The sequence below is a fragment of the Microcella alkalica genome, from assembly GCF_014137945.1.
Taxonomy (GTDB): Bacteria; Actinomycetota; Actinomycetes; order Actinomycetales; family Microbacteriaceae; genus Microcella; species Microcella alkalica.
This window is the reverse complement of record NZ_JACGWX010000003.1, coordinates 120,639-146,591: the sequence shown is the minus strand read 5'-3', so window position 1 is coordinate 146,591 and position 25,953 is coordinate 120,639. Positions and strand designations below refer to the sequence as shown.

Annotated in this window: 20 protein-coding genes; 18 read left to right on the top strand and 2 right to left on the bottom strand. The window is 70.8% G+C overall.

Annotated features, from left to right (window positions below; genetic code table 11):
- The first annotated feature begins 208 nt into the window (after positions 1-208).
- The 9 genes from FHX53_RS07500 (at position 209) to FHX53_RS07460 (ending at position 11,387) form a co-directional block, all read left to right on the top strand.
- Entirely contained in the window at positions 209-1,768 is a 1,560-nt protein-coding gene (locus FHX53_RS07500) for an ABC transporter substrate-binding protein (RefSeq protein WP_182490737.1), read from the top strand.
- A gap of 93 nt (positions 1,769-1,861) precedes the next feature.
- On the top strand, positions 1,862-2,803 hold the full coding sequence (locus FHX53_RS07495) for an ABC transporter permease subunit (RefSeq protein ID WP_182490736.1): 942 nt from the start codon (positions 1,862-1,864) through the stop codon (positions 2,801-2,803).
- Positions 2,800-4,596 (top strand): dipeptide/oligopeptide/nickel ABC transporter permease/ATP-binding protein, encoded by a 1,797-nt coding sequence (locus FHX53_RS07490; protein WP_182490735.1) that lies wholly within the window; start codon positions 2,800-2,802, stop codon positions 4,594-4,596. Before FHX53_RS07495 ends, FHX53_RS07490 begins: the two co-directional genes overlap by 4 nt.
- Positions 4,593-5,522, top strand: coding sequence for an ATP-binding cassette domain-containing protein (locus tag FHX53_RS07485; protein WP_182490734.1), 930 nt, complete (start codon positions 4,593-4,595; stop codon positions 5,520-5,522). The genes FHX53_RS07490 and FHX53_RS07485 overlap by 4 nt, the downstream gene beginning before the upstream one ends.
- A gap of 23 nt (positions 5,523-5,545) precedes the next feature.
- Positions 5,546-6,592 (top strand): substrate-binding domain-containing protein, encoded by a 1,047-nt coding sequence (locus tag FHX53_RS07480; RefSeq protein ID WP_182490733.1) that lies wholly within the window; start codon positions 5,546-5,548, stop codon positions 6,590-6,592.
- A gap of 8 nt (positions 6,593-6,600) precedes the next feature.
- Complete coding sequence (gene uxaC / locus FHX53_RS07475) at positions 6,601-8,040, top strand: glucuronate isomerase (RefSeq protein ID WP_182490732.1); 1,440 nt, start codon at positions 6,601-6,603, stop codon at positions 8,038-8,040.
- Positions 8,037-9,431, top strand: a complete 1,395-nt coding sequence (locus FHX53_RS14045; protein WP_182490731.1) for a mannitol dehydrogenase family protein — start codon at positions 8,037-8,039, stop codon at positions 9,429-9,431. The genes uxaC and FHX53_RS14045 overlap by 4 nt, the downstream gene beginning before the upstream one ends.
- A gap of 139 nt (positions 9,432-9,570) precedes the next feature.
- Complete coding sequence (gene manD, locus FHX53_RS07465; protein ID WP_182490730.1) at positions 9,571-10,803, top strand: D-mannonate dehydratase ManD; 1,233 nt, start codon at positions 9,571-9,573, stop codon at positions 10,801-10,803.
- Positions 10,800-11,387: a gluconokinase gene (locus FHX53_RS07460; protein ID WP_343050897.1), complete on the top strand. Its 588-nt coding sequence runs from the start codon at positions 10,800-10,802 to the stop codon at positions 11,385-11,387. Before manD ends, FHX53_RS07460 begins: the two co-directional genes overlap by 4 nt.
- A 521-nt stretch (positions 11,388-11,908) precedes the next feature.
- Here FHX53_RS07460 and gndA read toward each other — a convergent pair.
- Entirely contained in the window at positions 11,909-13,357 is a 1,449-nt protein-coding gene (gene gndA / locus FHX53_RS07455; protein WP_182490729.1) for an NADP-dependent phosphogluconate dehydrogenase, read from the bottom strand.
- Between the two features lie 125 nt (positions 13,358-13,482).
- Between gndA and FHX53_RS07450 the strand changes: the two genes are divergently transcribed.
- From FHX53_RS07450 to mfd, 4 genes are all read left to right on the top strand, one after another.
- Positions 13,483-13,998 carry a gluconokinase gene (locus FHX53_RS07450; protein ID WP_182490728.1) on the top strand — a complete coding sequence of 172 codons (516 nt, stop codon included), beginning with the start codon at positions 13,483-13,485 and terminating at the stop codon, positions 13,996-13,998.
- Positions 13,999-14,148: 150 nt separating this feature from the next.
- Positions 14,149-14,787 (top strand): 50S ribosomal protein L25/general stress protein Ctc, encoded by a 639-nt coding sequence (locus tag FHX53_RS07445; protein WP_182490727.1) that lies wholly within the window; start codon positions 14,149-14,151, stop codon positions 14,785-14,787.
- A gap of 41 nt (positions 14,788-14,828) precedes the next feature.
- Entirely contained in the window at positions 14,829-15,416 is a 588-nt protein-coding gene (gene pth / locus FHX53_RS07440) for an aminoacyl-tRNA hydrolase (RefSeq protein ID WP_182490726.1), read from the top strand.
- A 224-nt stretch (positions 15,417-15,640) separates the two neighbouring features.
- A complete protein-coding gene (gene mfd / locus FHX53_RS07435; protein ID WP_182490725.1) occupies positions 15,641-19,180 on the top strand; it encodes a transcription-repair coupling factor in 3,540 nt (1,179 codons plus the stop codon).
- Here mfd and FHX53_RS14040 read toward each other — a convergent pair.
- On the bottom strand, positions 19,141-20,046 hold the full coding sequence (locus tag FHX53_RS14040; protein ID WP_182490724.1) for a CPBP family glutamic-type intramembrane protease: 906 nt from the start codon (positions 20,044-20,046) through the stop codon (positions 19,141-19,143). The two genes, mfd and FHX53_RS14040, sit on opposite strands and share 40 nt — an antisense overlap.
- A gap of 214 nt (positions 20,047-20,260) precedes the next feature.
- Between FHX53_RS14040 and FHX53_RS07425 the strand changes: the two genes are divergently transcribed.
- The 5 genes from FHX53_RS07425 (at position 20,261) to hisS (ending at position 25,894) form a co-directional block, all read left to right on the top strand.
- Positions 20,261-21,673, top strand: coding sequence for an MDR family MFS transporter (locus FHX53_RS07425; protein WP_246335583.1), 1,413 nt, complete (start codon positions 20,261-20,263; stop codon positions 21,671-21,673).
- 31 nt (positions 21,674-21,704) lie between these two features.
- Positions 21,705-22,445 (top strand): nucleoside triphosphate pyrophosphohydrolase, encoded by a 741-nt coding sequence (locus FHX53_RS07420; RefSeq protein ID WP_182490723.1) that lies wholly within the window; start codon positions 21,705-21,707, stop codon positions 22,443-22,445.
- 47 nt (positions 22,446-22,492) lie between these two features.
- Positions 22,493-23,416: an ABC transporter ATP-binding protein gene (locus FHX53_RS07415; protein WP_182490722.1), complete on the top strand. Its 924-nt coding sequence runs from the start codon at positions 22,493-22,495 to the stop codon at positions 23,414-23,416.
- A complete protein-coding gene (locus FHX53_RS07410) occupies positions 23,413-24,498 on the top strand; it encodes an ABC transporter permease (RefSeq protein ID WP_343050896.1) in 1,086 nt (361 codons plus the stop codon). Before FHX53_RS07415 ends, FHX53_RS07410 begins: the two co-directional genes overlap by 4 nt.
- Positions 24,499-24,562: 64 nt before the next feature.
- A complete protein-coding gene (gene hisS, locus FHX53_RS07405) occupies positions 24,563-25,894 on the top strand; it encodes a histidine--tRNA ligase (protein WP_182490721.1) in 1,332 nt (443 codons plus the stop codon).
- Positions 25,895-25,953: the final 59 nt, after the last annotated feature.

The following is a 25,953-nucleotide window of genomic DNA, read 5'->3' as shown; positions in this document are numbered from 1 at the left end:
GGCCACATCGTTGGCAATCGGTTGTCATATAGCTTGGCAACCGGTTGACAAATCGCGAACTGCGGGCTTACAGTCACTTCAAGCGATCGCGGACCGTTCCCGTGACGCGCGGTTCCCGGCCGGGAAACGCGGTGGCCGCGACCACCGGCCGGGGACCGACCCCCGTAGCATCCGCCCTGACCCATCACACAGCAAAGGCTGACCGACAATGACGTTTGGTATCACTCCTCGACGCGCTGCCGGAGTCGCTCTGACTCTCGCCGCCGGCCTCCTCCTCACGGCGTGCGCCAGCGCCGAGCCCTCGCCCTCGGGCAGCACCGACGAGCCGGGCGAGTTCGTCCGCGGCGAGACCCTGCGCCTCGGCATCCTGCAGGAGCCCCTCTCGTGGGATCCCTCGCAGGCCCACGTCGGACACCTCCTCCAGCCCTACCAGGCGGTCTACGACACGCTCATCATGCGCGAGCCCGACGGGACGCTCAGCCCGATGCTCGCGACCGAGTGGTCGTACAACGAGGACCTCACCGAGCTCACGCTCGAGCTGCGTGACGACGTCACGTTCAGCGACGGCGAGGCCTTCGACGCCGAGGCAGTCAAGGTCAACGTCGAGAACTTCAAGGCCGGCAACGGCCGCCAGGCGGCGCAGCTCGCCGACGTCGAGGCCGTCGAGGTCGTCGACGCCGACACCGTCGTCCTCGAGCTCACTCAGCCGAACCCTGCACTCGAGTACTACCTCAGCCAGGCCGCAGGGCTCATGGGCAGCCCCGCCGCCATCGCCACCGAGGGCATTGCGACCCTCCCCGTCGGCAGCGGCCCCTACGTCATGGAGGCCGCGGGCTCGGTTCCTGGCTCGCAGTACGTCTTCACGGCGAACGAGAGCTACTGGAACCCGGAGCTCGTCAAGTTCAACCGCGTCGAGATGAAGGTTCTCGTCGATGTGACCGCGCGCGTCAACGCGCTCGTCTCGGGTCAGATCGATGCGACGATCGTCGACGCCCGCACCGCGGGTCAGGTCGAGGCGGCCGGCAAGACTCTCAGCGCCAACCAGGTCGACTGGACCGGTCTGATGCTGCTCGACCGCGACGGCACGCTCGCCCCGGCGCTCGCCGATGTGCGCGTCCGCCAGGCGATCAACTACGCGCTCGACCGCGAGACCATGCTCGAGCAGGTTCAGCTCGGCGCGGGCACCGTCACCCACCAGGTCTTCGGCCCCGAGAGCGGCGCGTACATCGACGAGCTCGACGAGCGCTACCCGTACGACCCCGAGAAGGCGCGCGAGCTCCTCGACGAGGCCGGCTACGGCGACGGCTTCGAACTGACCATTCCGACCTTCCCCGGTCTTGAGTCGATCGTGCCGCTGCTGACGCAGCAGTTCGCCGATGTGGGCATCACGCTTGTCGCCGAGAGCGTCCCGCCGCAGAACATCGTCGCCGATATCGCCGGTGGCAAGTTCCCCGCCGCATACTTCTTCCTCTTCCAGGGGGAGCCGTGGGTGGCGATCAACCAGCTGATCTCGACGGAGGCGACTTACAACGCCTTCGACTCGATGACGCCCGAGCTCCAGGAGCTCATCGACGAGGTGCGCATCTCCGGCGCCGAGTCGGACGACGCCGCGAAGAAGATCAATGAGTACGTCACCGAGGAGGCATGGTTCGCCCCACTGTACCGCCTCGACCAGATCTACTTCTACGACCCGAACACGATCACCTCGGTGCCGCAGACGCAGCAGGCCGTGCCGTCGATCTACAACTACTCGCCGGTCCAGAAGTAACCAGACCCCGATAGACGGAGCCGCGGGGGCGGGCACGCCCCGCCCCCGCGGCTCCTCACCTCAGTTCTCGCCCTCGAATCCAACGGAGCACTCGTGGTCTCGTTCACCCTGAGACGCCTCGGCGCCGGTGTGGTGCTGCTGATCGCCATCAGCATCCTCACCTACTCGATCCTCTTCTTCTCGAGCGCCAACATCGCACGCAACCTGGTCGGCGATCAGGCGACCGAAGAGCAGGTGGCCCTGAAGGAGCAGCAGCTCGGCCTCGACCAGCCCTTCCTCTCGCGCTTCGCCGACTGGTTCATGAGCGCGCTGAGCGGCGACTTCGGCCGCTCCTGGTTCACCTCCGAGCCGGTCGCCGTCGCGATCGCGAACAGGCTCCCCATCACGCTCACCCTCGTCGCGGTCGCCATCCTCCTCACCGCGATCGTCTCGACGCTGATCGGCATGCTCGCCGCCGTCAAGCGCGGCTGGATGGACCGCGCGGTCCAGGTCGGCGCCGTCATCGGCTACGCGGCCCCGGGGTTCGTTCTCGCCGTGCTCTTCGTCACCCTCTTCGCTGTGCAGCTTCGTCTCGTTCCGCCCGTGAGCACGATCTCTCCGGGGGCGGGGGCCGCGGCCTGGTTCACCTCGCTCCTGCTGCCCGTCATCGCCCTCGCGATCAACGCCGTCGCCTCGAGCGCCCAGCAGCTGCGCAGCGCGATCATCAAGCAGCTCGAGCGCGACTACGTGCGCACGCTGCGCAGCCGTGGCATCGCCGAGCGCGAGATCCTCTTCCGGCACGTCCTGCGCAGCGCGGCTCCCGCAGGGCTCACGATCCTGAGCCTTCAGTTCATCGGGATGCTCGGCGGCGCCGTCATCGTCGAGCAGATCTTCGCCCTGCCCGGCATCGGCAGCCTGGCCGTCACCGCGACCTCCGCGGGCGACATCCCCGTCGTGATGGGCGTCGTGCTCTTCACCGTCATTATCGTCATCGTCGTCAACCTGCTCGTCGACCTCGTCAACGGCTGGCTCAATCCCAAGGTGCGTGTCTCATGACCGAGCCCACTCCCGCCGGTCAGTCCGGCGTCGTCGTCCGCAGCACCGTCTTCGGCCGCATCGTGCGCAATCCGCTGGGTCTCACCGCCATCGTGGCGCTCGTGATCATCGGGGCGGCTGCCGCCTTCGCCCAGGTGCTCGCGCCGTACGACCAGAACTTCTCCGACATCACGAACACGCTCGCCGCTCCCGGCGGCGAGTACATCCTCGGTACCGACAGCGGCGGTCGCGACGTACTCAGTCGTCTGCTCTACGGCGGCCAGCTGACGCTCGCCTCGGCGCTCCTGTGCGCGAGCGTGGCGATCCTCATCGGCCTCCCGACCGGCCTCATCGCCGGCTACTACGGCGGCTGGTTCGACTCGACCGCGAGCTGGTTCGCGAACATGATCCTGAGCCTCCCCGGCATCATGGTCCTGCTCTCGGTGCGTGCCGCTCTCGGTCCCTCGGTCTGGCTCGCCATGATCGTCTTCGGCATCCTGCTGAGCCCCGGCTACTTCCGCCTCACGCGCACGGTCGTGCAGTCGGTGCGCAACGAGCTCTACGTCGACGCCGCTCGCGTCTCGGGCCTCTCCGACCTGCGCATCATCGCCCGGCACATCATGTCGGTCGTCCGTGCTCCGATCATCATCCAGACGTCGATCGTCGCCGGCGTGGCGATCGCCATCCAGTCCGGTCTTGATTTCCTCGGCCTGGGCGACCCGGCCCAGGCGACGTGGGGAATCATGCTCAGCGACGGCTTCCGGAACGTGTATCTCAACCCGCTGCTGCTGGTCTGGCCGACACTCGCCATCATGCTCACGATCGCCTCGCTCGTCCTGCTCGGCAACGCTGTCCGCGACGCGCTCGAGGACGGCCAGAAGATCACGGCCAAGCGCCGCCCCGCAGGCGAGAAGAAGCCGTCCCGCTCGGCTGCCCTCCCGGCCGTCGAGGCTGGCACCGAGCAGCACCTGCTCAAGGTCTCGCACCTCGCGGTCGGCTACCCGCAGGCGGACGGCTCGATCAAAACGGTCGTCGACGACGTCTCGTTCCATATCGACCGCGGCGAGGTGCTGAGCATCGTCGGCGAGTCGGGCTCCGGCAAGTCGCAGACCGCCTTCTCGATCCTCGGCCTGCTGCCCGACACCGCGCGGATCGTCGGGGGGAGCATCCAGTTCGACGGCACGTACACGGTCGCCCCCGGTGACGATACCGTGTCGGCCGAGCGCCTCGGGGCACTGCGCGGGCGTCGCATCTCGTACATCCCGCAGGAGCCGATGTCCAACCTCGACCCCGCATTCACGATCGGCTCGCAGCTCGTGCGACCGATGACCGTCGTGCTCGGAATCTCGAAGGCGGAAGCGAGGGCCCGCGCGCTCGAGCTGCTCGCCAAGGTCGGCATCCCGAACCCGCAGCGCACGTTCGACGCGTACCCGCACGAGGTCTCCGGCGGAATGGCGCAGCGTGTGCTCATCGCCGGTGCGATCAGCTGCGAGCCCGACCTCGTGATCGCGGACGAGCCCACTACGGCGCTCGACGTCACGGTGCAGGCCGAGGTGCTCGACCTGCTGCGAACGATGCAGCGTCAGCTCGGCGTCGGCGTGATCATCGTGACGCACAACTTCGGCGTCGTCGCCGACCTCGCCGACCGCGTCGTCGTGATGCAGAGCGGCCGCGTCGTCGAGGAGGGTGAGGTGCTCGACATCCTCCGCCATCCCAAGCACCCGTACACGCAGACGCTCCTGGCCTCGATGCTCGAGGACAAGCAGCCGATGACCAAGCTCACCGTCGACGCCGCCGCAGGAGGCACCGCATGAACGGGACGCCGATTCTCACCGCCACCGATGTCGTCGTCGAGTACCCCGGCAAGGGGTTCCGCGCCAAGCCGTTCCGCGCCCTCCACGGCGTGTCGATCGCGATCGAACAGGGGAAGACCCTCGGCCTCGTAGGCGAGTCGGGCTCGGGCAAGACGACCCTCGGTCGCGCGATGCTCGGTCTCGCTCCGGTCACGGGCGGCGCGATCACGTTCGACGGGCAGGACATCACGCACGCCTCGCGTCGCCAGCGCCGGGCGCTGAGCCGAGACATCCAGGTCGTCTTCCAGGACCCGTACACGTCGCTCAACCCGGCGCTCGAGGTCGGCGAGATCCTCGCGGAGCCTTTGGCCGTTCAGGGCGTCGCTCCGCGCGAAGCGAAGGCGCGCATCCGCGAGCTTCTCGATCGCGTAGGGCTGCCGCAGGACGCCGTGCACCGCCTGCCGCGCGAGTTCAGCGGCGGTCAGCGCCAGCGCGTGGCCATCGCGCGCGCCCTCGCACTCTCGCCCCGACTGATCGTGTGCGACGAGCCCGTCAGCGCGCTCGATCTCACGACGCAGGCGCGCGTGCTCGACCTCTTCCTCGAGATCCAGCAGGACACCGGGGTCTCGTACCTGTTCGTCTCGCACGACCTCGACGTCGTCCGGCACATCAGCCACGACGTGGCCGTGATGTACCGCGGTGAGATCGTCGAGCAGGGCCCGGCCGAGCACGTCACTCGCACACCCGACCACCCGTACACGCAGCGCCTGCTGCTCGCCTCGCCCGTGCCCGACCCTGTGCGGCAGGAGGAGCGCCGGGCGAACCGGCTGCGACTGCTCGCCGAGCAGCGAGAGCAGGACGCGCAAGCCGGTGCGATCGTCGGCGCGGTCGTCGCTGCACCTGACGACGGCGCCGAGGGCATTAGCGTAGGAGACCGGGTTCGATGATCGATCATCCGAGAGGGAACGCGGTGAGCACGGAGGAGAGCGCGGCGCGGTCGCCAGCGCGTCGCCGCGCCTCGCGCGCGCCCGCAGCGACGATCTACGACATCGCCAAGCTCGCCGGCGTGAACCCCTCCACTGTCTCTCGCGCTCTCAACCAGCCCGGTCGCATCAACATCAAGACCGAGCAGCGCATTCGCGAAGCCGCCGACGAGCTCAACTACCGCGTGAACCCGTTCGCTCGGGCACTTCCGACCGGCCGCACCATGACGCTCGGCTTCATCGTCGCCGACATCACGAACCCCGTGCTCTTCGGCATCATCCGCGGCGCCGAGAAGGCCGCGGCGCAGCTCGGCTACACGCTGATCATCGCCGAGTCGCAGGAGTCGGGTGAGCGAGAGGCAGCCGCGGCCGAGCGCGTGCTCCCGTCCGTCGACGGCCTCGTACTCGCGACGACGCGGCTCGGCGATCCGCAGATCCAAGACCTGGCCGCACAGAAGCCGCTCGTGCTCATCAACCGATTCGTCGAGGGCGTCGACTGCATCGTGCCCGACATCTCGATCGGCATCGGGCAGGCCGTGGAGCACCTCGCACGGGCGGGTCACCGGCGCATCGCCTACCTCGCCGGCCCCGAGACCTCGTGGATCGGTCAGCGACGCGCCGAGGCGATCGGTGCCGCGGCCGATCGGGAGGGCATCGAAGTCGTTCAACTGGGCCCGGCCAGCCCAACCCTCGCGGGGGGCCCTGCCTCGTTGCCGGAAGTTCTCGCGAGCAAGGCGACCGCCGTCATCGCGTACAACGACCTCATGGCGATCGGTCTGCTGCGCGAAGCTCAGAAGCGCGGCATGTCGATCCCCGGCGATCTGAGCATCATCGGCTTCGACGACATCTTCGGCAGCGACTTCACGACGCCGCCGCTCACCACCATCCGCATGCCGCTCGCCGACGCCGGCCACCGCGCCGTGCACGCCGTGCTGACCGTCCTCGGCGAGGACGTCGCCGACCTCGACGAGACGCCCCTCACCACCGAGCTCGTCGTGCGCGATTCCGTCGCGACGCTCGCCGCGCAGAACTAGGCCTCCCCATGACGAACACGTCCCCTCTTCACGCCCCTGATGGCAATCGGTTGACGGTCCTCGACCCCGACCGGCTCTTCCCCGCCGACCCGGACACGCGCGACCGCGCCCGCGCGCTGCACGAGCGCGTCGCCGAGCTGCCGATCATCTCGCCGCACGGTCACGTCGACCCGCGCATCCTTCTCGATGATGCCGCGTTCGCCGACCCGACCTCGCTGTTCCTGACCTTCGACCACTACGTCACGCGCCTCCTGCACGCCGACGGCGCCGACCTCGCGCTCTTCGGCGTCGGAGCGGGCGGCCCCGCCGACCCGCGCGCGGCCTGGATCGCCTTCGCCGACCGCTGGCATCTCTTCGCGGGCACCGCCTCGGGCTACTGGCTCCGCCACGAGTGGGCCTCGCTCTTCGGGCTCACCGACGAGTTGTCGCCCGCGTCGGCCGACGCGTTCTACGACCGCATCGCCTCACGCATCGCCGACGCCGACTTCCGGCCGCGCGCTCTGCTCGACCAGTTCCGCATCGAGGTGCTCGCGACGACGGACGACCCGCTCGACGACCTCGAGGTGCACCGCGCTCTCGCTACCGACCCGGCGGTGTCGGCGCGCATCCTGCCCACCTTCCGGCCCGACGCATACCTCGACCCCGAGGCCGCGGGCTTCCGCGAGCGCCTCGAGCGCCTCGCCGCCGCGACGGGCCGCAGCGCCGACGACCCGCAGGGCTACCTCGCCTCGCTGCGCGAGCGCCGTGCCCACTTCATCGCGAACGGCGCCGTCTCGGCCGACCACGGCGTGCGCGAGCCCTTCACCGTCGCGCTCGACCGCGACGAGTTCGCCGCCCTCCACCGCGATGCTCTCGCCGGTCGGCTGGACGCGCAAGGCGCCCGCCTCTTCCGCGGAGCCATGCTCCTCGAGATGGGCCGCATGAGCGCCGACGACGGCCTCGTCATGACGATCCACCCCGGAGTGCACCGAAACCACTCCTCGGCGACCTTCGACCGCTTCGGCCCCGACTCAGGTCACGACATCCCGATCGCCGTCGAGTACACCGCGAACCTGCGGCCACTGCTCGATGAGATCGGCCTGCGCCCCGACGTGCACATCGTCGCCTTCAGCATCGACGAGACCGTGTACTCGCGCGAGCTGGCTCCGCTCGCGGGCTTCTACCCGGCGCTCTACGTGGGCGCTCCGTGGTGGTTCCTGGATGCCCCTGACGCGGCCCTGCGGGTGCGCGCTGCGGTCACCGAGACGGCGGGCTTCTCGCGCGGCTCGGGCTTCATCGACGACACCCGTGCGTTCCTGTCGATCCCCGCACGTCACGACATGTCGCGGCGCGTCGACTCGGCCTTCCTCGCGCGCCTCGTGATCGAGGGCCGCCTGACGATGGCCGACGCCGAGCGCATCATCGTGGAGATCACCGACGCCCAGCCCCGGGAGGTGTTCAAGCTGTGACCATTCCGCTCACGCGCAGCGCTCTCGCCGCGAGCGGGGTCGCGACCGACCCGGCCCCGGAGCGAATCGTGCACCTCGGCCTCGGCGCTTTCCACCGTGCGCACCAGGCGTCCTATACCGACGCAGTCGACGTCGAGCGCGCGTGGGGCATCGCGGCCTTCACCGGCCGAAGCGCTGGCGCGGCCGCCCCGCTCGCGGCGCAGGACGGCCTGTACTCGCTCGTCGTCCGCGGCGCCGGCGGCGACTCCGTCTCGGTCATGCGCAGCATCGTGCGCGCCGTGGACGGCTCGACGCCCGACCAGGTGCTGTCCGCGATCGCCGCGCCCGCGACCGCGATCGTCACGCTCACAGTCACGGAGGCCGGCTACCGTTTCGGCGGCGACGGCACAATCGAACTCGCCGACCCCGTCATCGCCTCCGACCTCGTGCTCGCGCGCAGGGTCGCTGGCGGTGCCCGCCCGGCTGGATCGGTGCCCGTCTCCGCCCTCGGACGAATCCTCGTCGGCCTCGAGCTGCGCCGCCGTGCGGGAGGCCCCGGGCTCGCGATCGTGCCGTGCGACAACATGCCGTCGAACGGCGAGCTCGTGCGCCAGGCGCTGCTCGACATGGCCGACGCCGTGAGCGACGATCTCACGCGATATGTCACCGATGTGGTGAGCTTCGTATCGACGTCGGTCGACCGCATCACGCCCGCGACGCGCGACGCCGACATCGCCACAGTGGCCGAGCTCTCGGGCTGGGACGACCGCGCGCCCGTCGTCACCGAGCCGTTCTCCGACTGGGTGCTCAGTGGCGGCTTCCCCTCCGGTCGCCCGGCGTGGGAGCAGGCGGGCGCCCGCATCGTCGACGACATCCGCCCCTTCGAGCGACGCAAGCTCTGGCTACTCAACGGCGCCCACAGCCTGCTGGCCTATGCCGGCCCGGCCCGCGGGCACGAGACGGTGCACGAGGCCATCGCCGATGCCGCGTGCCGGGCATCCGTCGAGCGGTTCTGGGATGAGGCGGAGGCCCACCTGCCCGCCGACCTCGACGTGCCCGCCTATCGCGCCGCGCTGCTCGAGCGCTTCGAGAACCCGCGCATCGAGCACCGCCTCGCGCAGATCGGCCGCGACGGCTCGATGAAGCTGCGCGTGCGAGCTGTTCCCGTGCTGCGGGCCGAGCTCGCCGCCGGGCGCTCGGGCGAGGGTGCGGCGAGTGCGATCGCGGCGTGGATGGATGCGGCCGCGCTCGACACGCTGCCGCCCGACCCGGCTGAGGAGGAGGTCGCCGCCGCCGCTGCCGCGCGCGACTCGTCGCGCGCTCTCCTCGGGTTCCTCGACCCCGAGCTCGCTGACGACTCCGCCGCGCTCGCCGTCGTCGAGGCTTCTCGACGCGCGGCCGTCTCCGGCTGACGGTGGAGCCCTGCGCACGACGTGAGCCAGCACGCGCCCCGTTTGGCAACCGCTTGCCAAAACGGCCTGATCATGATTCACTGACCGCATCGCTCCGGCGGAACCCCGCCGATTCCAGCCCGACCATGAAAGACCGCACATGATCATCGACAAGGCAGAAGTCATCGTCACAAGTCCTGACCGGAACTTCGTGACGCTCAAGATCACGACGAGCGACGGCGTGACCGGGCTCGGCGACGCCACGCTCAACGGCCGTGAGCTCGCCGTCGTGGCCTACCTCAGCGAGCACATCGTGCCTCTGCTGATCAACCGCGACCCCGCCAAGATCGAAGACACGTGGCAGTTCCTCTACCGAAGCGCCTACTGGCGCCGCGGGCCGGTCACAATGGCGGCTATCGCCGCAGTGGACATGGCGCTCTGGGACATCAAGGGCAAGGTCGCTGGGCTGCCCGTCTACCAACTCCTCGGGGGCGCGAGCCGCAATGGGCTTCTCGCCTACGGGCATGCGTCGGGGAAGACGATCTCTGAGCTGTTCGACAGCGTGCGCGACCACCAGGAGCAGGGCTATCGAGCGATCCGGGTCCAGACGGGAGTCCCCGGCCTGAAGTCGATCTACGGAATCGCGTCCAACGCAACGCACGCGGTCGGTGTTCGTTACGACCATGAGCCCGCCGTGCGAGGCGCTCTGCCGAAGGAGGAGGACTGGGACACTCGCAGCTACCTGCGCCACCTCCCGACCGTATTCGAGGCCGTGCGCAACGAGTTCGGCCCGGAGCTGCCTCTGCTGCACGACGGGCACCACCGCATGACGCCCATCCAGGCTGCGCAGCTCGGCAAGTCGCTCGAGCCGTACGACCTGTTCTGGCTCGAGGACTGCACGCCGGCCGAGAATCCAGAGGCGCTCCGACTGGTTCGACAGCACACCACCACGCCCCTCGCGATCGGCGAGATTTTCAACACCGTGTGGGATTACCAGCAGATCATCCGCGAGCAGCTCATCGACTACGTGCGAAGCGCGGTCACGCACACGGGCGGCATCTCCCACCTCAAGAAGGTGCTGGAGTACGCGTCGCAGTACCAGATCAAGTCGGGCATGCACGGGCCGACGGACATCTCACCCGTCGGCATGGCCGCCGCGATGCACCTCGGCCTGTCGATCCACAACTTCGGGATCCAGGAGTACATGAAGCACGGCGCGAAGACCGATCAGGTCTTCCAGCAGTCCTTCACCTGGAAGGACGGATTCCTCCACCCGGGAGACAAGCCCGGGCTCGGCGTCGAGCTCGATGTCGACGAGGCCGGCAGCTACCCCTACGTGCAGGCGTACCTCCCCTACAACCGCCTCGCCGACGGCACCGTCCACGACTGGTGACGACTCCGTCGGCACCGCTCCGGCCGGGACGCCCCGTCATCGTCGTGATGGGCGTCTCGGCCGCGGGCAAGACGAGCGTCGGCCGCGCTCTGGCTGAGCGACTCGCCCTCGAGTTCCGTGACGCCGACGATCTGCACCCGGACGAGAACGTCGCCAAGATGACGGCGGGTGTGCCTCTCACCGACGTCGACCGGTGGCCGTGGCTCGACAGGGTCGGTCGGGCGCTCGCCGCGGGCGCAGCATCCGGAGACGGGGTCGTCATGGCCTGCTCGGCTCTCACGAGCGCGTACCGCTTCGTGCTGCGCCACTGGAGCCCCGACACCGTGTTCGTGCACCTGACCGCGCCCCGCGGCGTGCTCGAGGCGCGCATGGCGGGACGCAGCGACCACTTCATGCCCTCGAGTCTGCTCGACTCGCAGCTCGCGACGCTCGAGCCGCTTGGGGATGACGAGGTCGGCCTGACGATCGACGTCACACCGACGATCGACCGCATCGTCGACGAGACCGTCACGGCGCTCGCCGCGCTAGCGCCCGCCTCGCGTGCGCCCGTCCGCGCTGACGCCCGCCGGCTCGCCCCGGGCTGATGCCCGCCCGCTCGCTCCTGCCTGACGCATCCCTTAGCAGCGTCCCACGGCGACCGAGCCGCCCCATTCGGTTGTTGAGCTGCCAAATGCAGGAAGCATGGCGCCTCCTTACGGTGTGTCGTCGCGACTCGCCGCTCATCCGACCCGGCGTTCCTGCATTTGGCAGGTGGGAGCCGACGACGATCCGCGGCCCGGCGGACGAGTGAAGAGTCTGCGCAACTCAGGAATGGCCGCGCTGAACGCCGGAGAGTAGCCCGGGCTGGCAGGGGTGTCTGCGCAGCGTTCCTGGGTTGCGCATCGTGCGCCCAGCCGAGCCCCCGCGGCCCCCGGGCCCCCAGGCACCCGCGGCCCCCGGGCACCCGCGGCACCCGCGCCACACTCGCAGCCGCAGCCGCAGCCGCAGCCGCCGACGCAGCCGCAGCCGCACCCGCCGACGACGAAGGCCTGCGCTCCCCAATTGGAGACTCGGGCCTTCGCAACGAGCGAGGCGGCCGGGACGCCGCGCCGCCTGAGCCAAGCGCCTAGTGCGCGTCGGCCGCCGAGATCTCCGAGCGGTCGCCGCTCCACAGGGTGTGGAACGTGCCCTCCTGGTCGACGCGCTTGTACGTGTGCGCGCCGAAGAAGTCGCGCTGGCCCTGCACGAGCGCGGCCGACAGGCGGTCGGCCCGCAGCCCGTCGTAGTACGAGAGCGAGGAGGCGAACGTCGGGGTCGGGATGCCCGCGAGCGCGGCGCCCGAGACGATGCGCCGCCAGGCGGGCAGCGCGCCTCCGACCGCGTCGGCGAAGTACGGCGCGGTGACGAGTGCGACGAGCTCGGGGTTCTCCGCGTAGGCCTCGGTGATGCGGTTGAGGAACTGCGCGCGGATGATGCAGCCCGCGCGCCAGATCTTCGCGATCTCGCCCTTCCTGATGTCCCACGAGTACTGCTCGGCGCCCGCGACGATCGCGTCGAAGCCCTGGCTGTAGGCGATGATCTTCGAGGCGTAGAGGGCGCGGCGCACGTCTTCGACGAACGCCGCGCGGTCGGTGACCTCCCACGCGTCGACGGCGCCCGGCAGTTCGCGCGCCGCGGCGCGCTGCGCGGGCTTCGACGAGAGCGAGCGGGCGAAGACGGCCTCCGCGATGCCCGACACGGGAACGCCGAGGTCGAGCGCGGACTGCACCGTCCACGCGCCGGTGCCCTTGGCACCGGCCTGGTCGAGGATGACGTCGACGAGCGGCTTGCCGGTCGTCGCATCCACCTGCTTCAGCACTTCGGCGGTGATCTCGATGAGGTAGCTCTCGAGCTCGCCGCGGTTCCACTCGGCGAAGATCTCGGCGATCTCGGCCGGCTCGAGCCCGCCGACGCGGCGGAGCAGGTCGTACGCCTCGGCGATGAGCTGCATGTCGGCGTACTCGATGCCGTTGTGGATCATCTTGACGAAGTGCCCGGCGCCGTCGGTGCCGACGTGGGTGACGCACGGCTCGCCGTCGGCGACCGCCGCGATCGAGCGCAGGATGGGGCCGAGCGTCTGCCACGCCTCGGTCGAGCCGCCCGGCATGATCGACGGGCCGTTGAGTGCGCCCTCCTCGCCGCCGGAGATGCCGGCGCCGACGAAGTTGATGCCCGTCGCGCGCACGGCCGCCTCGCGACGGATGGTGTCGGTGAAGAGCGCGTTGCCGCCGTCGACGATGATGTCGCCCGGCTCGAAGACCTTCGTGAGCGCGTCGATGACCGCGTCGGTGCCGCGGCCAGCCTGCACCATGATGATCGCCGTGCGGGGCTTCTGCAGCGCCGCCGCGAACTCGTCGTACGTGCTCGTGGCGATGAACCCGGCCTCGGGGTGGTCGGTGATGAGCGTCTCGGTCTTCTCGTACGAACGGTTGAAGATCGCCACCGTGTTGCCCTCGCGGCTGGCGAGGTTGCGGGCGAGGTTCGAGCCCATCACGGCGAGTCCGACGACTCCGATGTTGGCCTGGGGCTGGGTCACGTGGTGCTCCTGAGGGGGGTGGGGGCGCGCGGCGCCGCGGTCAGAGAGGTGGTGGCACGACCGCCTCCAGCCTATTCCCTGAACACTCCGCCCCCGGCGCGGGGGCACCCGCCTACGGTGGGATCATGCCCGATCGCCCCTCCCTCGTCCTCATGGGCGTCTCGGCCGCCGGCAAGACGGTGGTCGGCCGCGACGCCGCGGCTCGCGCGGGCGTCGTGTTCCTCGACGCCGACGACCTCCACCCGGCGTCGAACGTGGCCAAGATGGCGGCGGGGCATCCGCTCGACGACGCCGATCGCGCCCCCTGGCTGGATGCCGTCGGCGAGGCCCTGCGCGACCACCGCCCCTGCGTCATGGCCTGCAGCGCCCTCAAGCGCTCCTACCGCGCCCGACTGCGCGAGCTCGCCCCCGGCACGCTCTTCGCCCTCCTCGACGTGCCGCGGCCCGTGCTCGAGCAGCGGCTCTCCACGCGCGAGGGCCACTACATGCCCGCGACCCTCCTCGACTCGCAGCTGGCGACCCTCGAGAGCCCCGCCCCTGGTGAGCTCGTCACGATGCTCGACGGCGAGAGGAGCATCCCGCAGCTGGCTCAGGAGGTCGCCGACCTGCTCGCGGTGCCGGCCCCGCCCGATGTCGCGTAGACTGGCCCACTGAACTTCGGCGAGGAAGGGCGAGTGCCCTTCGTTATCGACGCGGTGGGCGAGGCACCAGGTCTTTCCTCACGCGTGAACGCGTTCGAGTCGACACACACGACCGGGTCTCAACGGCCCACTGATCACAAGGAGTCCGGCATGTCCGAGAACACCCACCTCGCAGCGGAGGTGCGCTCGAGCTTCGGCAAGGGCGCCGCCCGCAAGATCCGCGCGACGAACAAGATCCCCGCCGTCATCTACGGCCACGGCACCGAGCCCCGCCACGTCACCCTCCCCGGTCACGAGACGGCGCTGCTGCTCCGAAAGAAGAACGTCGTGCTCACGCTCGACATCGAGGGCGACGAGCAGCTCGCGCTCGTCAAGGACGTCCAGAAGGACCCGGTGCGCCAGCTCATCGAGCACATCGACCTCATCGTCGTCCGCAAGGGCGAGAAGGTCATCGTCGACGTGCCCGTGCACCTCGAGGGCGAGAGCTTCGCCGGCACCATCGCGATGCTCGAGCACACGACCCTCACGGTCGAGGCCGAGGCCACGCACATCCCCGAGAACTTCGTCGTCTCGATCGAGGGCCTCGAGGAGGGCACGCAGATCCACGCGGGCCAGGTCGAGCTGCCCAAGGGCACGACCCTCGTCACCGACCCGGAGGCGCTCGTCGTCGTCGTGTCGACCCCGCAGCTCGACACGACCTCCGACGCCGACGGCTCCGCCGATGAGGCAGCCGAGGGCGCTGAGGCAAGCGAGGGCGCCGAGGGCGACTCCGCCGAGGCCGCCGAGTAGGCATCATCTTCGGATTCACGAGGCGTCAGGCACCTCAGGCTGTGGCCGAGAACGTCTGGCTCGTAGCCGGGCTCGGGAACCCCGGGCCCGGCTACGCCGGCAATCGGCACAACGTCGGCCAGATGGCGCTCGACGAGCTCGCTTCGCGGCTCGGCGGAAGGTTCTCGCGCCACAGGTCGACGACGATGCTCGCGGAGGTTCGCTTGCGCGCCGGCGGCCGGAAGCTCGTGCTCGTCAAGCCGCTGAGCTACATGAACGCATCCGGCGGCCCCGTCTCCAGCGCCGCCAAGTACTTCGGCATCCCGCCCGAGCGCGTCGTCGTCCTCCACGACGACCTGGACCTGCCGTTCGAGTCGATCAAGCTCAAGGCCGACGGCGGCCACGGCGGCCAGAACGGTGTGCGCGACATCATCAAGGCGCTCGGTACGCAGGAGTTCCCGCGCGTCCGCATCGGCATCGGCCGCCCGCCCGGCAGGCAGGATGCCGCCGACTACGTCCTCAAGGACTTCCCGTCCGCCGAGAAAGCGCGCCTGCCGTTCCTCCTGAGCGATGCGGCCGACGCGGTCGAACTGCTCGTCGAGCACGGACTGCTCGCGGCGCAGCAGAGGTTCCACGGCCCGCGCCCCTGATCCCAGCCGCCCGCCCCGCCCGCCGCCCGCCCCGCCAGCCGCCCGCCCCGTCCGCCGCCCGCCCCGTCCGCCCCGCCCCCGCCGAGCGCGTCGTGGGCGCTGTGGCGCCACTTCGGTGTCAGGGCGCGACATCGATGTGCCGCCTTGTCACCGAACTGGTGCCATCGCGCGGGGCGGGCGCCCGCCCGCGCGACCCCCAGCCGCTCGCGCGTACACTCTCTCCGGTGAGTCTCGAGCGGTTGATCCCGGCCCTGTCGCGCGCCCGCACGCTCCAGGGGGCGCTCGAGGCGGCGAGGCGCTCCACCGATTTCTCGGTCGTCGAGGGCCTGCGCGCTCCGCTCGTGGCGAGCATCCTTACCGCTCGTGACGCCCCGCAGTGCCTGCTCGCGATCACCGCGACGGGCCGCGAGTCCGAAGGGCTCATCGACGCGCTGCGCTGCCTGCTGCCCGACGCGACGATCCTCGATCTGCCGGCGTGGGAGACCCTGCCCCACGAGCGCCTGAGCCCGAGCGCCGAGACCGTCGGGCGCCGCATCCGCACCCTGCGGGCGCTCGCGCAGTGGGCGGATGCCCCGACCGGCCACCTCATCGTCGTCGCCTCCGTGCGCGCGGCGCTGCAGCCCCTGCCCACGGGTCTCACGAGCATCGAGCCCGTCGTCCTCGCCAGGGGCGCACGCGGGCTCGACCTGGCGCCGACGGTCGATCGGCTCATCGACCTCGCCTACGCGCGCGTCGACATGGTCACCCGCCGCGGCGAGTTCGCGGTGCGCGGCGGCATCCTCGACGTCTTCCCCGCGGTCGCCGAGCACCCCGCGCGCGTCGAGTTCTTCGGCGACGAGGTCGAGCAGCTGCGCGAGTTCTCGGTCGCCGACCAGCGGTCGCTGCCGACCGAGCTCGAGAGCGTCGAGCTGCCGCCGACCCGCGAGCTCCTCTTGACCGAGAGCGTCAAGCAGCGGGCGCGCGAGATGCAGAACGAGTTCCCGAGCCTGGGGCAGATGCTCGCGAAGATCGGCGAGGGGATCCCCGTCGAGGGCATGGAGAGCCTCGCGCCCGCGCTCGTAGACGAGCTCGTCCCTCTCACGCACTACCTGCCGGTCGGCGCGGCGGTCGCCGTCCTGAGCCCCGAGCGCGTCGCGAGCCGCGCGACGACTCTCGTCGAGACGAACCGCGAGTTCCTGTCGGCGGCGTGGCACGCGGCCACGGCCGGAGCCGAGGCGCCCATCGACCTCGACGCGGGCGACTTCCTCACCGTGACCGGCCTGCGCGCAGCATCCGGTGATCGCGCCTGGTACACGATCAGCGCGTTCGACGCCGACGACCCGGACGTCCTGCGCGTCGACGCGAGCGAGCCGCCGAGCTTCGCCGGAATCCCCGGGGGAGCCGTCGACCACGTCGTCGACCGCGTTCGCGACGGCTGGGCCATGGTCGTCGTCGCGGGCGGCGCCGGTCTGCTCGAGCGGGCGAGCGACGTCCTCGCCGAGCAGCAGGTCGCCGCGCGCATCGTCGACGAACTGCCCGACCCGCTCGAGCCGGGGGTCGTGCACCTCGTGCGCGGCAGCGTCGAGCACGGCTTCGAGCTGCCCGAGCTCAAGATCGGCCTCCTGAGCGAGACCGAGTTCTACGGCCGCGCCGTCGGCTACGACTCGCGCCAGCCGAAGAAGCTCGCGAGCCGCCGCAAGAACGTCGTCGACCCGCTGCAGCTGAAGACCGGCGACTTCGTCGTGCACGCCACGCACGGCATCGGCCGCTTCCTGGAGCTCGTCCAGCGCGAGGTGTCGACGGGCGGCGGGCGCAGCGCGGTGAAGAGCACGCGCGAGTTCCTGCTGATCGAGTACGCGCCCTCCAAGCGCGGCTACCCGGGCGACAAGCTCTACGTGCCGACCGACCAGCTCGACCTGCTCACCCGTTACGTCGGCGGGGAGGCCCCCGCGCTCAGCAAGATGGGCGGCAGCGACTGGGCCGCGGCGAAAGGCAAGGCGCGCAAGGCCGTGCGCGACATCGCCGTCGAGCTCGTCAAGCTCTACTCGGCGCGCATGTCGAGCCGCGGCTTCGCCTTCCCGCCCGACACCCCGTGGCAGCGCGAGCTCGAGGAGGCCTTTCCGTACGCCGAGACCCCCGATCAGCTCACGACCATCGACGAGGTCAAGCGCGACATGGAGTCGCCCATCCCGATGGACCGCCTGCTCGCCGGCGACGTCGGCTACGGGAAGACCGAGGTCGCCGTGCGCGCCGCGTTCAAGGCCGTGCAGGGCGGCAAGCAAGTGGCGATGATCGTGCCGACGACGCTTCTCGTGAAGCAGCACATGGAGACGTTCGCCGACCGCTTCGCCGGGTTCCCGGTGCACGTGCGCGCGCTCAGCCGGTTCCAGAGCGACAGGGAGGCGAAGGACACGATCGAGGGGCTCGCCCGCGGCACGGTCGACGTCGTCCTCGGAACCCACCGCATCCTCAGCCAGGGCGTCACCTTCAAGGACCTCGGCCTCGTCATCATCGACGAGGAGCAGCGCTTCGGCGTCGAGCACAAGGACGCCCTCAAGAAGCTCAAGACGAATGTCGACGTGCTCGCGATGTCGGCCACGCCGATCCCTCGCACGCTCGAGATGGCCGTCACGGGGATCCGCGAGATGTCGACGCTCGCGACGCCGCCGGAGGACCGCCATCCCATCCTGACCTTCGTCGGGCCGTACAGCGACAAGCAGGTCGCCGCCGCGATCCACCGCGAGCTGCTGCGCGAGGGGCAGGTGTTCTACGTGCACAACCGCGTCTCGAGCATCAACCGCGTCGCCGCGCACCTCGCCGAGCTCGTCCCCGAGGCGCGCATCGCCGTCGCGCACGGGCAGATGAGCGAGTCGAGCCTCGAGCAGGTCATGGTCGACTTCTGGGAGCGCCGCTTCGACGTGCTCGTCTCCACCACGATCATCGAGACGGGCCTCGACGTGGCCAACGCCAACACGCTCATCCTCGACCGGGCCGACAAGTACGGCCTGTCGCAGATGCACCAGCTGCGCGGCCGCGTCGGCCGCGGGCGAGAGCGCGCGTACGCGTACTTCCTGTACGACGAGCTCAAGCCGCTCACTGAGACCGCCCACGACCGCCTGCAGACCCTCGCCGCGAACACCGACCTCGGCGGCGGCATGCAGATCGCGATGAAGGATCTCGAGATCCGCGGCGCCGGCAACCTCCTCGGCGCCGAGCAGGCCGGCCACATCGCGGGCGTCGGCTTCGACCTCTACCTGCGCATGATCGGCGAGGCCGTGAGCGCCTTCCGCGGCGACGCGGCAGACGAGCAGACCGAGCTGCGGCTCGAGCTGCCGGTCGACGCGCACATCCCCGAGGAGTTCATCGAGAGCGAGCGCCTGCGCCTCGAGGCGTACCAGAAGCTCTCGGCGGCGGCGGGCCCCGCGAGCCCGGATGAGGCGCTGGATGCGGTGCTCGACGAGCTCACCGACCGCTACGGCGACCCGCCGAAGCCGGTGCTCGCGCTCCTCGCCGTCTCGCGCCTGCGCCGCCAGGCCCAGGCGCTGGGACTCAGCGACGTCGTCGTCATGGGCTCGAACCTGCGCATCGTCGGCAAGGAGCTGCCCGATTCCCGCCAGCTACGCCTGCAGCGCATGTACCCGGGGTCGAAGTACTTCGGTCAGCAGAAGGTCGCCACGATGCCGCTGCTGAAGGATGCGAGCGACGACGACCTCATCACCTGGGTCGGCTCGGCGCTCACGAACCTCTACGCGGTCGAGCTCGCGCCGTCGGCCGCGTCGTCGTGAGCGGGGGCGGGGCTCGGCCCCAGGGCTGACGCGGGCGCTCTGGTCGGCTCCTCCTCAGGCTCGCCCAGCGACAGCGCCGCGAGGGCCGGCGGGAACCGCCGCGACCCCGGCACCCGGTGCACGTCGTACACGGCGACCGGCACGAGCACGAGCGTGCGCAGGTCGAGCAGCGCGTGCAGCACGATCGCGACCACGATGCTGCCGCTCAGCACGTACGAGGCGGTCAGCAGGAGCCCCACCACGAGCGTGGCCAAGAGGCCAGGCACCCCCTGGTACGCGTGCAATGCCGCGAACAGGAGCACCGCGAGCCCGAACGCACTGAGCGGCTCACCCGTCACGACGAACAGCAGTGCCGGCAGGCACAGCCGGAAGAGCAGCTCCTCCACGAGCCCGGCGTTGACCGCGAGCGCCGACGCCCAGCCGAGCTCGGTCCGGTTGCGGGGCAGCAGGGCGGCGATGTCGCCGATCATCACGACCCCGCCCTCGCGTCGAGCGGAGCGCACGCCCACGACCGTGAGCGCCACGGCGAGGGCGACGGCGAGCGCGAGGGCGAGCATCCCGACCGGGCCCTGGAACCAGCCGGCGACCGCCGCGACCCAGCCGACCGAGCGGGCCGCCTCGAGCACCGACCCCGTGAGCGGATGCACGACCACCGCCAGCACGAGCGCCGAGCCGCCGAACAGCAGCATCGACTCGATCAGCCAGTGGCGCATCATCCCCTGGCGCTTCGCCGTCGAGCGGAAGCGGCGGAAGCGGGAGTACTCGCGGCGATCCTTGCGGACCGCGCGCCACACCAGCAGCGCGACGAGCCCGAGCGCGACCGCGGCGGCGATGCCGCGGCTGAGCGGGTCGTCGGGAGTGAGCACCCGGACATCCTCGCAGGGGCGCATGACCGGGGCCGGAGGGTGGCTGGCGGATGGTCGGCTCGCGAGCGGTCGCCTCCCAGACAGCGGTGCCAGCATGAAGCGGCCGCTCATCGCGGTCCTGAGATCGCCGCATCAGCCCCGCACGAAGGAGCGAACCCTGGGAACTGCCGACGTCGGACTCCGCTCCTCGCGCGGCCCGATCCTGCTCTCGCTCATGGTCACCACGGCCCTCGTCGCGATCGACGCGACCATTCTCGCGACGGCCGTGCCGACGCTCGTGGAAGAGCTCGGCGGGTTCGAGCAGTTCCCGTGGCTGTTCTCGATCTACCTGCTCGCCCAGGCCGTCTCCGTGCCGATCTACGCCAAGCTCAGCGACGTTTTCGGGCGCAAGCCGGTCATCCTCACCGGCATCGGCCTGTTCCTCATCGGGTCGATCCTGTGCGGACTCGCCTGGAGCATGCCCGCGCTCATCGCCTTCCGCGCCGTGCAGGGGCTCGGCGCCGGCGCGGTCGGCCCGATGTCGATCACGATCGCCGGCGACATCTACTCCGTCGCCGAGCGCGCCACGGTGCAGGGCTACATCGCGAGCGTGTGGGGGGCATCCGCCGTTCTCGGGCCCGTGCTGGGCGGCCTGTTCGCCGAGCTCGACGCGTGGCGCTGGATCTTCTTCGTCAACGTCCCGCTGTGCATCCTGGCGGGGTGGATGCTCATCCGGCACTTCCACGAGAACGTCGAGCGCCGCGCTCACCGCGTCGACTACCTCGGCGCTGTGTTGCTCACGGGGGCGCTCGCGCTGCTGCTCGTCGGAGTGCTCGAGGGCGGCCAGGCGTGGCCCTGGCTGTCGTGGCAGAGCGCGGTCGCGTTCGGCGGCGGCGGAGCTCTGCTCATCGCGTTCGGGCTCGCGGAGCGGCGCGCGGCCGAGCCGATCCTGCCGATGTGGGTGTTCTCGAGGCGGCTTCTGCTGACGACGACGCTCGTGTCGACCGGCATCGGCGCGGTGCTGTTCGGGCTCACCTCGTACGTGCCGACCTACCTCGAGGGCTCGATCGGCGTCTCGCCGCTCGTCGCCGGGCTCGCCCTCGGCGCCCTCACGATCGGCTGGCCGATCTCGGCCGCGCAGTCGGGGCGGCTGTACCTCACGCTCGGGTTCAAGCGCACGGTGCTCATCGGCATGGTGCTCGTGATCGCGGGCCCTGCGCTGCTCGCGGCGCTCGCCGCCACGCCGTCGGTCGCGCTCGTCGCGCTCGCGTGCTTCATCAGCGGACTCGGCATGGGCCTCGTCGCGACGCCCTCGCTCATCGCCGCGCAGTCGAGCGTTCCGTGGAACGAGCGCGGGGTCGTCACCGGCACCAACCTGTTCGCCCGATCGATCGGCAGCGCGGTCGGCGTCGCCATCTTCGGAGCGATCGCCAACGACATCATCGGCCGCGAGGGCATCCCGGTCGACGACGGGGTGAGCTCGGAGGCGATCATCGCGGCCTCGGCTGCCGTCTTCGCCGCGACGCTCGTCGCCGCAGTCGTGACCCTGGTCGCGGCATCCACCATGCCCCGCACACCCGCACCGCGCGGCGAGGAGGCGCACGCGGCGCCCGACCGCGCGGGAGCCGACGCGCCAGCGCCCGCCTGAGCGCCGCGCCCGACGATGCCAGGATGACGGCATGAGCTCGACGACTCCCGACTCGCACGGGCCCACGACCGCCCCCGCCGGCACCCCCGTCGAGGCGCACCCCGCGCTCGACGCGCTCATCGGCGTCATGGCGCGGCTGCGCGCTCCGGGCGGATGCGCGTGGGATGCCGAGCAGACGCACGAGAGCCTGACGAAGTACCTCATCGAGGAGGCGCACGAACTCGTCGACGCGATCGAGCACGGCACGCGCGACGACCTGCTCGAGGAGCTCGGCGACGTGATGTACCAGGTCCTCTTCCACGCCGACATCGCCGCGGCCGACCCCGCCGACCCGTTCACGATCGAGGATGTCGCCGCCCGCAGCATGCGCAAAATGGTCGGGCGCCATCCGCACGTCTTCGCCGACGTCGTGGCCGACACCGCCGACGAGGTCTCCGCCAACTGGGAGACGTGGAAGGCCGCGGAGAAGCCCGCCCGCACGAGCGTCCTCGACGGGCTCCCCGCCGGGCTCCCGGCCCTCGTGCGCGCCGACAAGGTGCTGAGCAAGGGGGTCGGCGTCACGCCGGCGCCCGACGCCGGCGGCGACAGACGCGGCGCTCCCGACCTCGCCGACGAGCAGGCCCTCGGCGAGGAGCTCCTCCACCTGGTGGCGGTCGCGCGCGAGCGGGGGTGGGATGCCGAGCGCGCGCTCCGCACAGCGACGCGCCATCTCGAGGCGGCCATCCGCGCCGCCGAAGCGAAACCTGCACCCGTCGAGGAATCGTCGCGATAGGCGAGTCGCCCTCGACACCCGGTGCCGCGAGTGCTTGACTCAGCCTCATGACCACCCACGCCGCGATCGCGGTCGAGGGCGTGGCACGCAGCTTCGGCGACGTGCACGCCGTGCGCGATGTCTCCTTCGAGGCGCGAGCGGGCTCGGTCACGGCCCTCATCGGCCCGAACGGCTCGGGCAAGACGACGCTCCTGCTCATGCTCGCGACGCTCCTCGAGCCCGACCGCGGCTCGATCCGCATCGATGGCCACGACCCCGTCGCCGACCCGCGCGCCGTGCGGCGCGTCATGGGCTGGATGCCCGACGTGCTCGGATCGTGGGCAACGCTGACAGTGCGCCAGACCCTCGAGACCACCGCGCGCCTGTACGAGATCGATGCCGCGCAGGCCCGCGTCCGCGCATCCGAGCTCATCGATCTGGTGGGTCTGCAGCCGCTCGCCGACCAGCCTACGCGCGTGCTGAGCCGCGGGCAGAAGCAGCGACTGAGCCTCGCTCGCGCCCTCGTGCACCGCCCGGGCGTGCTGCTGCTCGACGAGCCGGCGTCGGGACTCGACCCGGCCGCGCGCATCGACCTCCGAGTGCTCGTGCGGCGGCTCGCGGGGGAGGGCGCGGCCATCCTCGTCTCGAGCCATGTTCTCGCCGAACTCGACGAGATGGCCGACGAGGCCGTGTACATCGACGGTGGCGTCACGGCATCGCGCGCGAGCGTCGAGGCGAGCCGCGCGACGGTGCGCGACTGGCGCATCCGCGCGCTCGACCCTGCGGCCCTCACCGCGGCGCTCGCTGAGCTGGGAATCCCCACATCGGGCTCTGACCACCTCGGCGTGCTCGTCCCCGTCACGGGCGAGGCGGAGGCGGCATCCCTGCTGACCCGCCTCACCGCTCACGGCGTCGGGATCAGCGCCTTCGGCCCCGCGGTCGGCGACCTCGAGCACACCTTCCTCGACCTCGCGAAGGGGGGTCGCTCGTGAGCGCCTGGATCACCGGACTCGGCACGATCGCGAGCCTCGAGCTGCGCCAGAGGGTGCGCTCGGTCGCCTGGATCGTGCTCCTGGCGGTGGTGTTCGTGCTTGTCGGGATCGTCACCCTGCTGCTGTGGTTCTCCCTCACCCGGTTCGGTGAGGGGAGTCTGGATAACGCGGCCATCTACTCGAGCATCGTCTTCTTCGTCCTCCTCGTCGGCACCCTCGTGACGCCGGCGGTGTCGGGAGGCGCGATCAACGCCGAGCGCGACGCCGGAACCCTCGCCACGACGCAGGTCACGCTCGTGAGCGCGAGCCAGATCGTCCTCGGGAAGTTCCTCGCCGCGTGGACCATCGCGCTCACCTTCCTCGCCGCGAGCCTGCCGTTCATCGTGCTCGCAGTCATCATCGGTGGCGTGCCCGTCACGACGATGATGAGCTCGCTCGGCGTGCTCGTCCTCGAGCTCGGGGTCGTCGCCGCGATCGGCGTCGGGCTCTCTGGACTGCAGACGCGCGCCCTGTTCTCGGTCGTCACGACCTACCTCATCGTCGCGGCGCTGAGCATCGGCACCCTCATCGCCTTCGGGCTCGGCGGGCTCGTCAACCAGACCGAGGTGCGCAACGTCTACATCGGGCTCGACTACTCGGGCGAGATCGACCCAGAGACCGGGCTGCCGGAGGAGATCCGCTGCCTCGAGCCGCAGGTCAGCACCTACCAGGCGCCGCGCTTCGACCGCGTGTGGTGGTTCCTCGCGGCGAACCCGTACATCGTGCTCGCCGACGCGTCGCCGACGACCTTCGACCGCGACGGCTACCCGGAGGACCTCTTCGGCGGCATCGGCCTCGGCATCCGTCAGGCGCAGATCCCGCCGGAGACCGAGTCGACCTACGACGAGTGCGAGCAGGCCCGCAACGGCTTCAAGGGGTCGAACGACTATCCGACGCCGGAGGAGATCTACGCCTCGACGGTGCCGAGCTGGTTCGTCGGGCTGCTCATCCACGTGATCCTCGCGGCGCTCGCCCTGTGGGGCGCGACCGCTCGGACGCGCACGCCGTCGAAGCGCCTGCCGAAGGGCTCGCGCGTCGCCTGACGCCGCGGCGGAGCATCCGCCCGCCCCGGAAGCCGCCCCGCCGGCCCTCTGACAGAATCGAGTCATGGCCAGCCCGGTGACCCCGCCCCGCGGGATGCGCGACTTCCTCCCCGGTGACAAGGCCCGCCGCGAGCACGTGCTCGCCCGCATCCGCGGCGTGTACCGCGCGCACGGCTTCGACGAGATCGAGACCCCCGTCATGGAGGACGCCTCGCGGCTGCACGCCGGTCTCGGCGGCGACAACGAGAAGCTCGCCTTCGCGGTCATGAGGAGGGCACTGACGACGGATGACCTGCGCTCCGCCGCGACCGCCGTCGACCTCGCCGACCTCGGCCTCCGGTTCGACCTCACGGTGCCGCTCGCACGTTTCTACGCGAGCAACCGCGCTCAGCTGCCCGGCGTCTTCCGTGCGATCCAGATCGCCCCCGTCTGGCGCGCGGAGCGCCCCCAGAAGGGCCGGTTCCGCCAGTTCGTCCAGTGCGACATCGACATCATCGGCGAGCCGGGAGTCATCGCCGAGATCGAGCTCATCGCCGCGACGTCGAGCGCGCTCGACGCGCTCGGAATCCCCGGCTGCAGCATCCGCATCAACGACCGGCGCCTGCTCACGAGCATGCTCACCGTGCTCGGCTTCGCCCCCGAGCTGCACGCCGAGGTGCTCATCACCCTCGACAAGCTCGACAAGATGGGCACCACGGGAGTTCTCGCCGAGCTGCGCGACCGCGGGCACGCCGAGGCCGCGATCGAGGCCCTCGCAGCGGTTCCGGCACTGGCCTCGTTCGGGGCGGAAGCTGCATCCCCCGATGCAGTGCTCGGCGACGACGCGCCCGCCGCGGGCGGCGCGCTCACGGCCGAGAGCATCGCCTCGCTCCTGCCGGCCGGCGTCGACGAGGCCGCCCTGACCGACCTCGCCGCGATCGCCGCAGGGGTCGGGCACGCCGTGCCGCTCGTCTTCGACCCCTTCCTCGTGCGCGGCATGGGCTACTACACGGGCCCGATCTTCGAGGTGTCGCACCCCGGGCTCGGCTACTCGCTCGGCGGCGGCGGCCGCTACGACGGCATGATCGGCCGCTTCCTGGGCAGCGAGGTGCCCGCGACCGGATTCTCGCTCGGCTTCGAGCGCCTCATCGACCTCGTCGAGCTGCCCGACGGCGACGGCGACGGCGATGCGGCCCTCGTCTACGACCGCGACGTGGCGGCCGCCGACCTCATGGCGCTCAAGAAGATGCTCGTCGCCGAGGGTGCGCGCGTGCGGCTCGTGAAACGCCCGAAGAACATGAAGACGGCCCTCGACCAGCTCGCCTCCGACGGCTTCGCCCGCTTCGCGACGGTGAGCGCGAGCACGGGGCCGGATGCCTCGGCTCTCGACTGGCGCACCCTCGAGCCCAGCGCCTGACGCCGCCCGAGCCGCGTTCCCGGCGGCGAGTAGGATTCCCTGCGGACGACCACCACCGT

Coding starts and splice junctions, on each gene's coding strand:
- FHX53_RS07415 (WP_182490722.1), top strand. CDS start 22,493: ATGACCACCCACGCCGCGATCGCGGTCGAGGGCGTGGCACGCAGCTTC.
- manD (WP_182490730.1), top strand. CDS start 9,571: ATGATCATCGACAAGGCAGAAGTCATCGTCACAAGTCCTGACCGGAAC.
- FHX53_RS07450 (WP_182490728.1), top strand. CDS start 13,483: ATGCCCGATCGCCCCTCCCTCGTCCTCATGGGCGTCTCGGCCGCCGGC.
- FHX53_RS07425 (WP_246335583.1), top strand. CDS start 20,261: ATGGTCACCACGGCCCTCGTCGCGATCGACGCGACCATTCTCGCGACG.
- uxaC (WP_182490732.1), top strand. CDS start 6,601: ATGACGAACACGTCCCCTCTTCACGCCCCTGATGGCAATCGGTTGACG.
- FHX53_RS07500 (WP_182490737.1), top strand. CDS start 209: ATGACGTTTGGTATCACTCCTCGACGCGCTGCCGGAGTCGCTCTGACT.
- FHX53_RS07445 (WP_182490727.1), top strand. CDS start 14,149: ATGTCCGAGAACACCCACCTCGCAGCGGAGGTGCGCTCGAGCTTCGGC.
- FHX53_RS07490 (WP_182490735.1), top strand. CDS start 2,800: ATGACCGAGCCCACTCCCGCCGGTCAGTCCGGCGTCGTCGTCCGCAGC.
- hisS (WP_182490721.1), top strand. CDS start 24,563: ATGGCCAGCCCGGTGACCCCGCCCCGCGGGATGCGCGACTTCCTCCCC.
- FHX53_RS07420 (WP_182490723.1), top strand. CDS start 21,705: ATGAGCTCGACGACTCCCGACTCGCACGGGCCCACGACCGCCCCCGCC.
- FHX53_RS07485 (WP_182490734.1), top strand. CDS start 4,593: ATGAACGGGACGCCGATTCTCACCGCCACCGATGTCGTCGTCGAGTAC.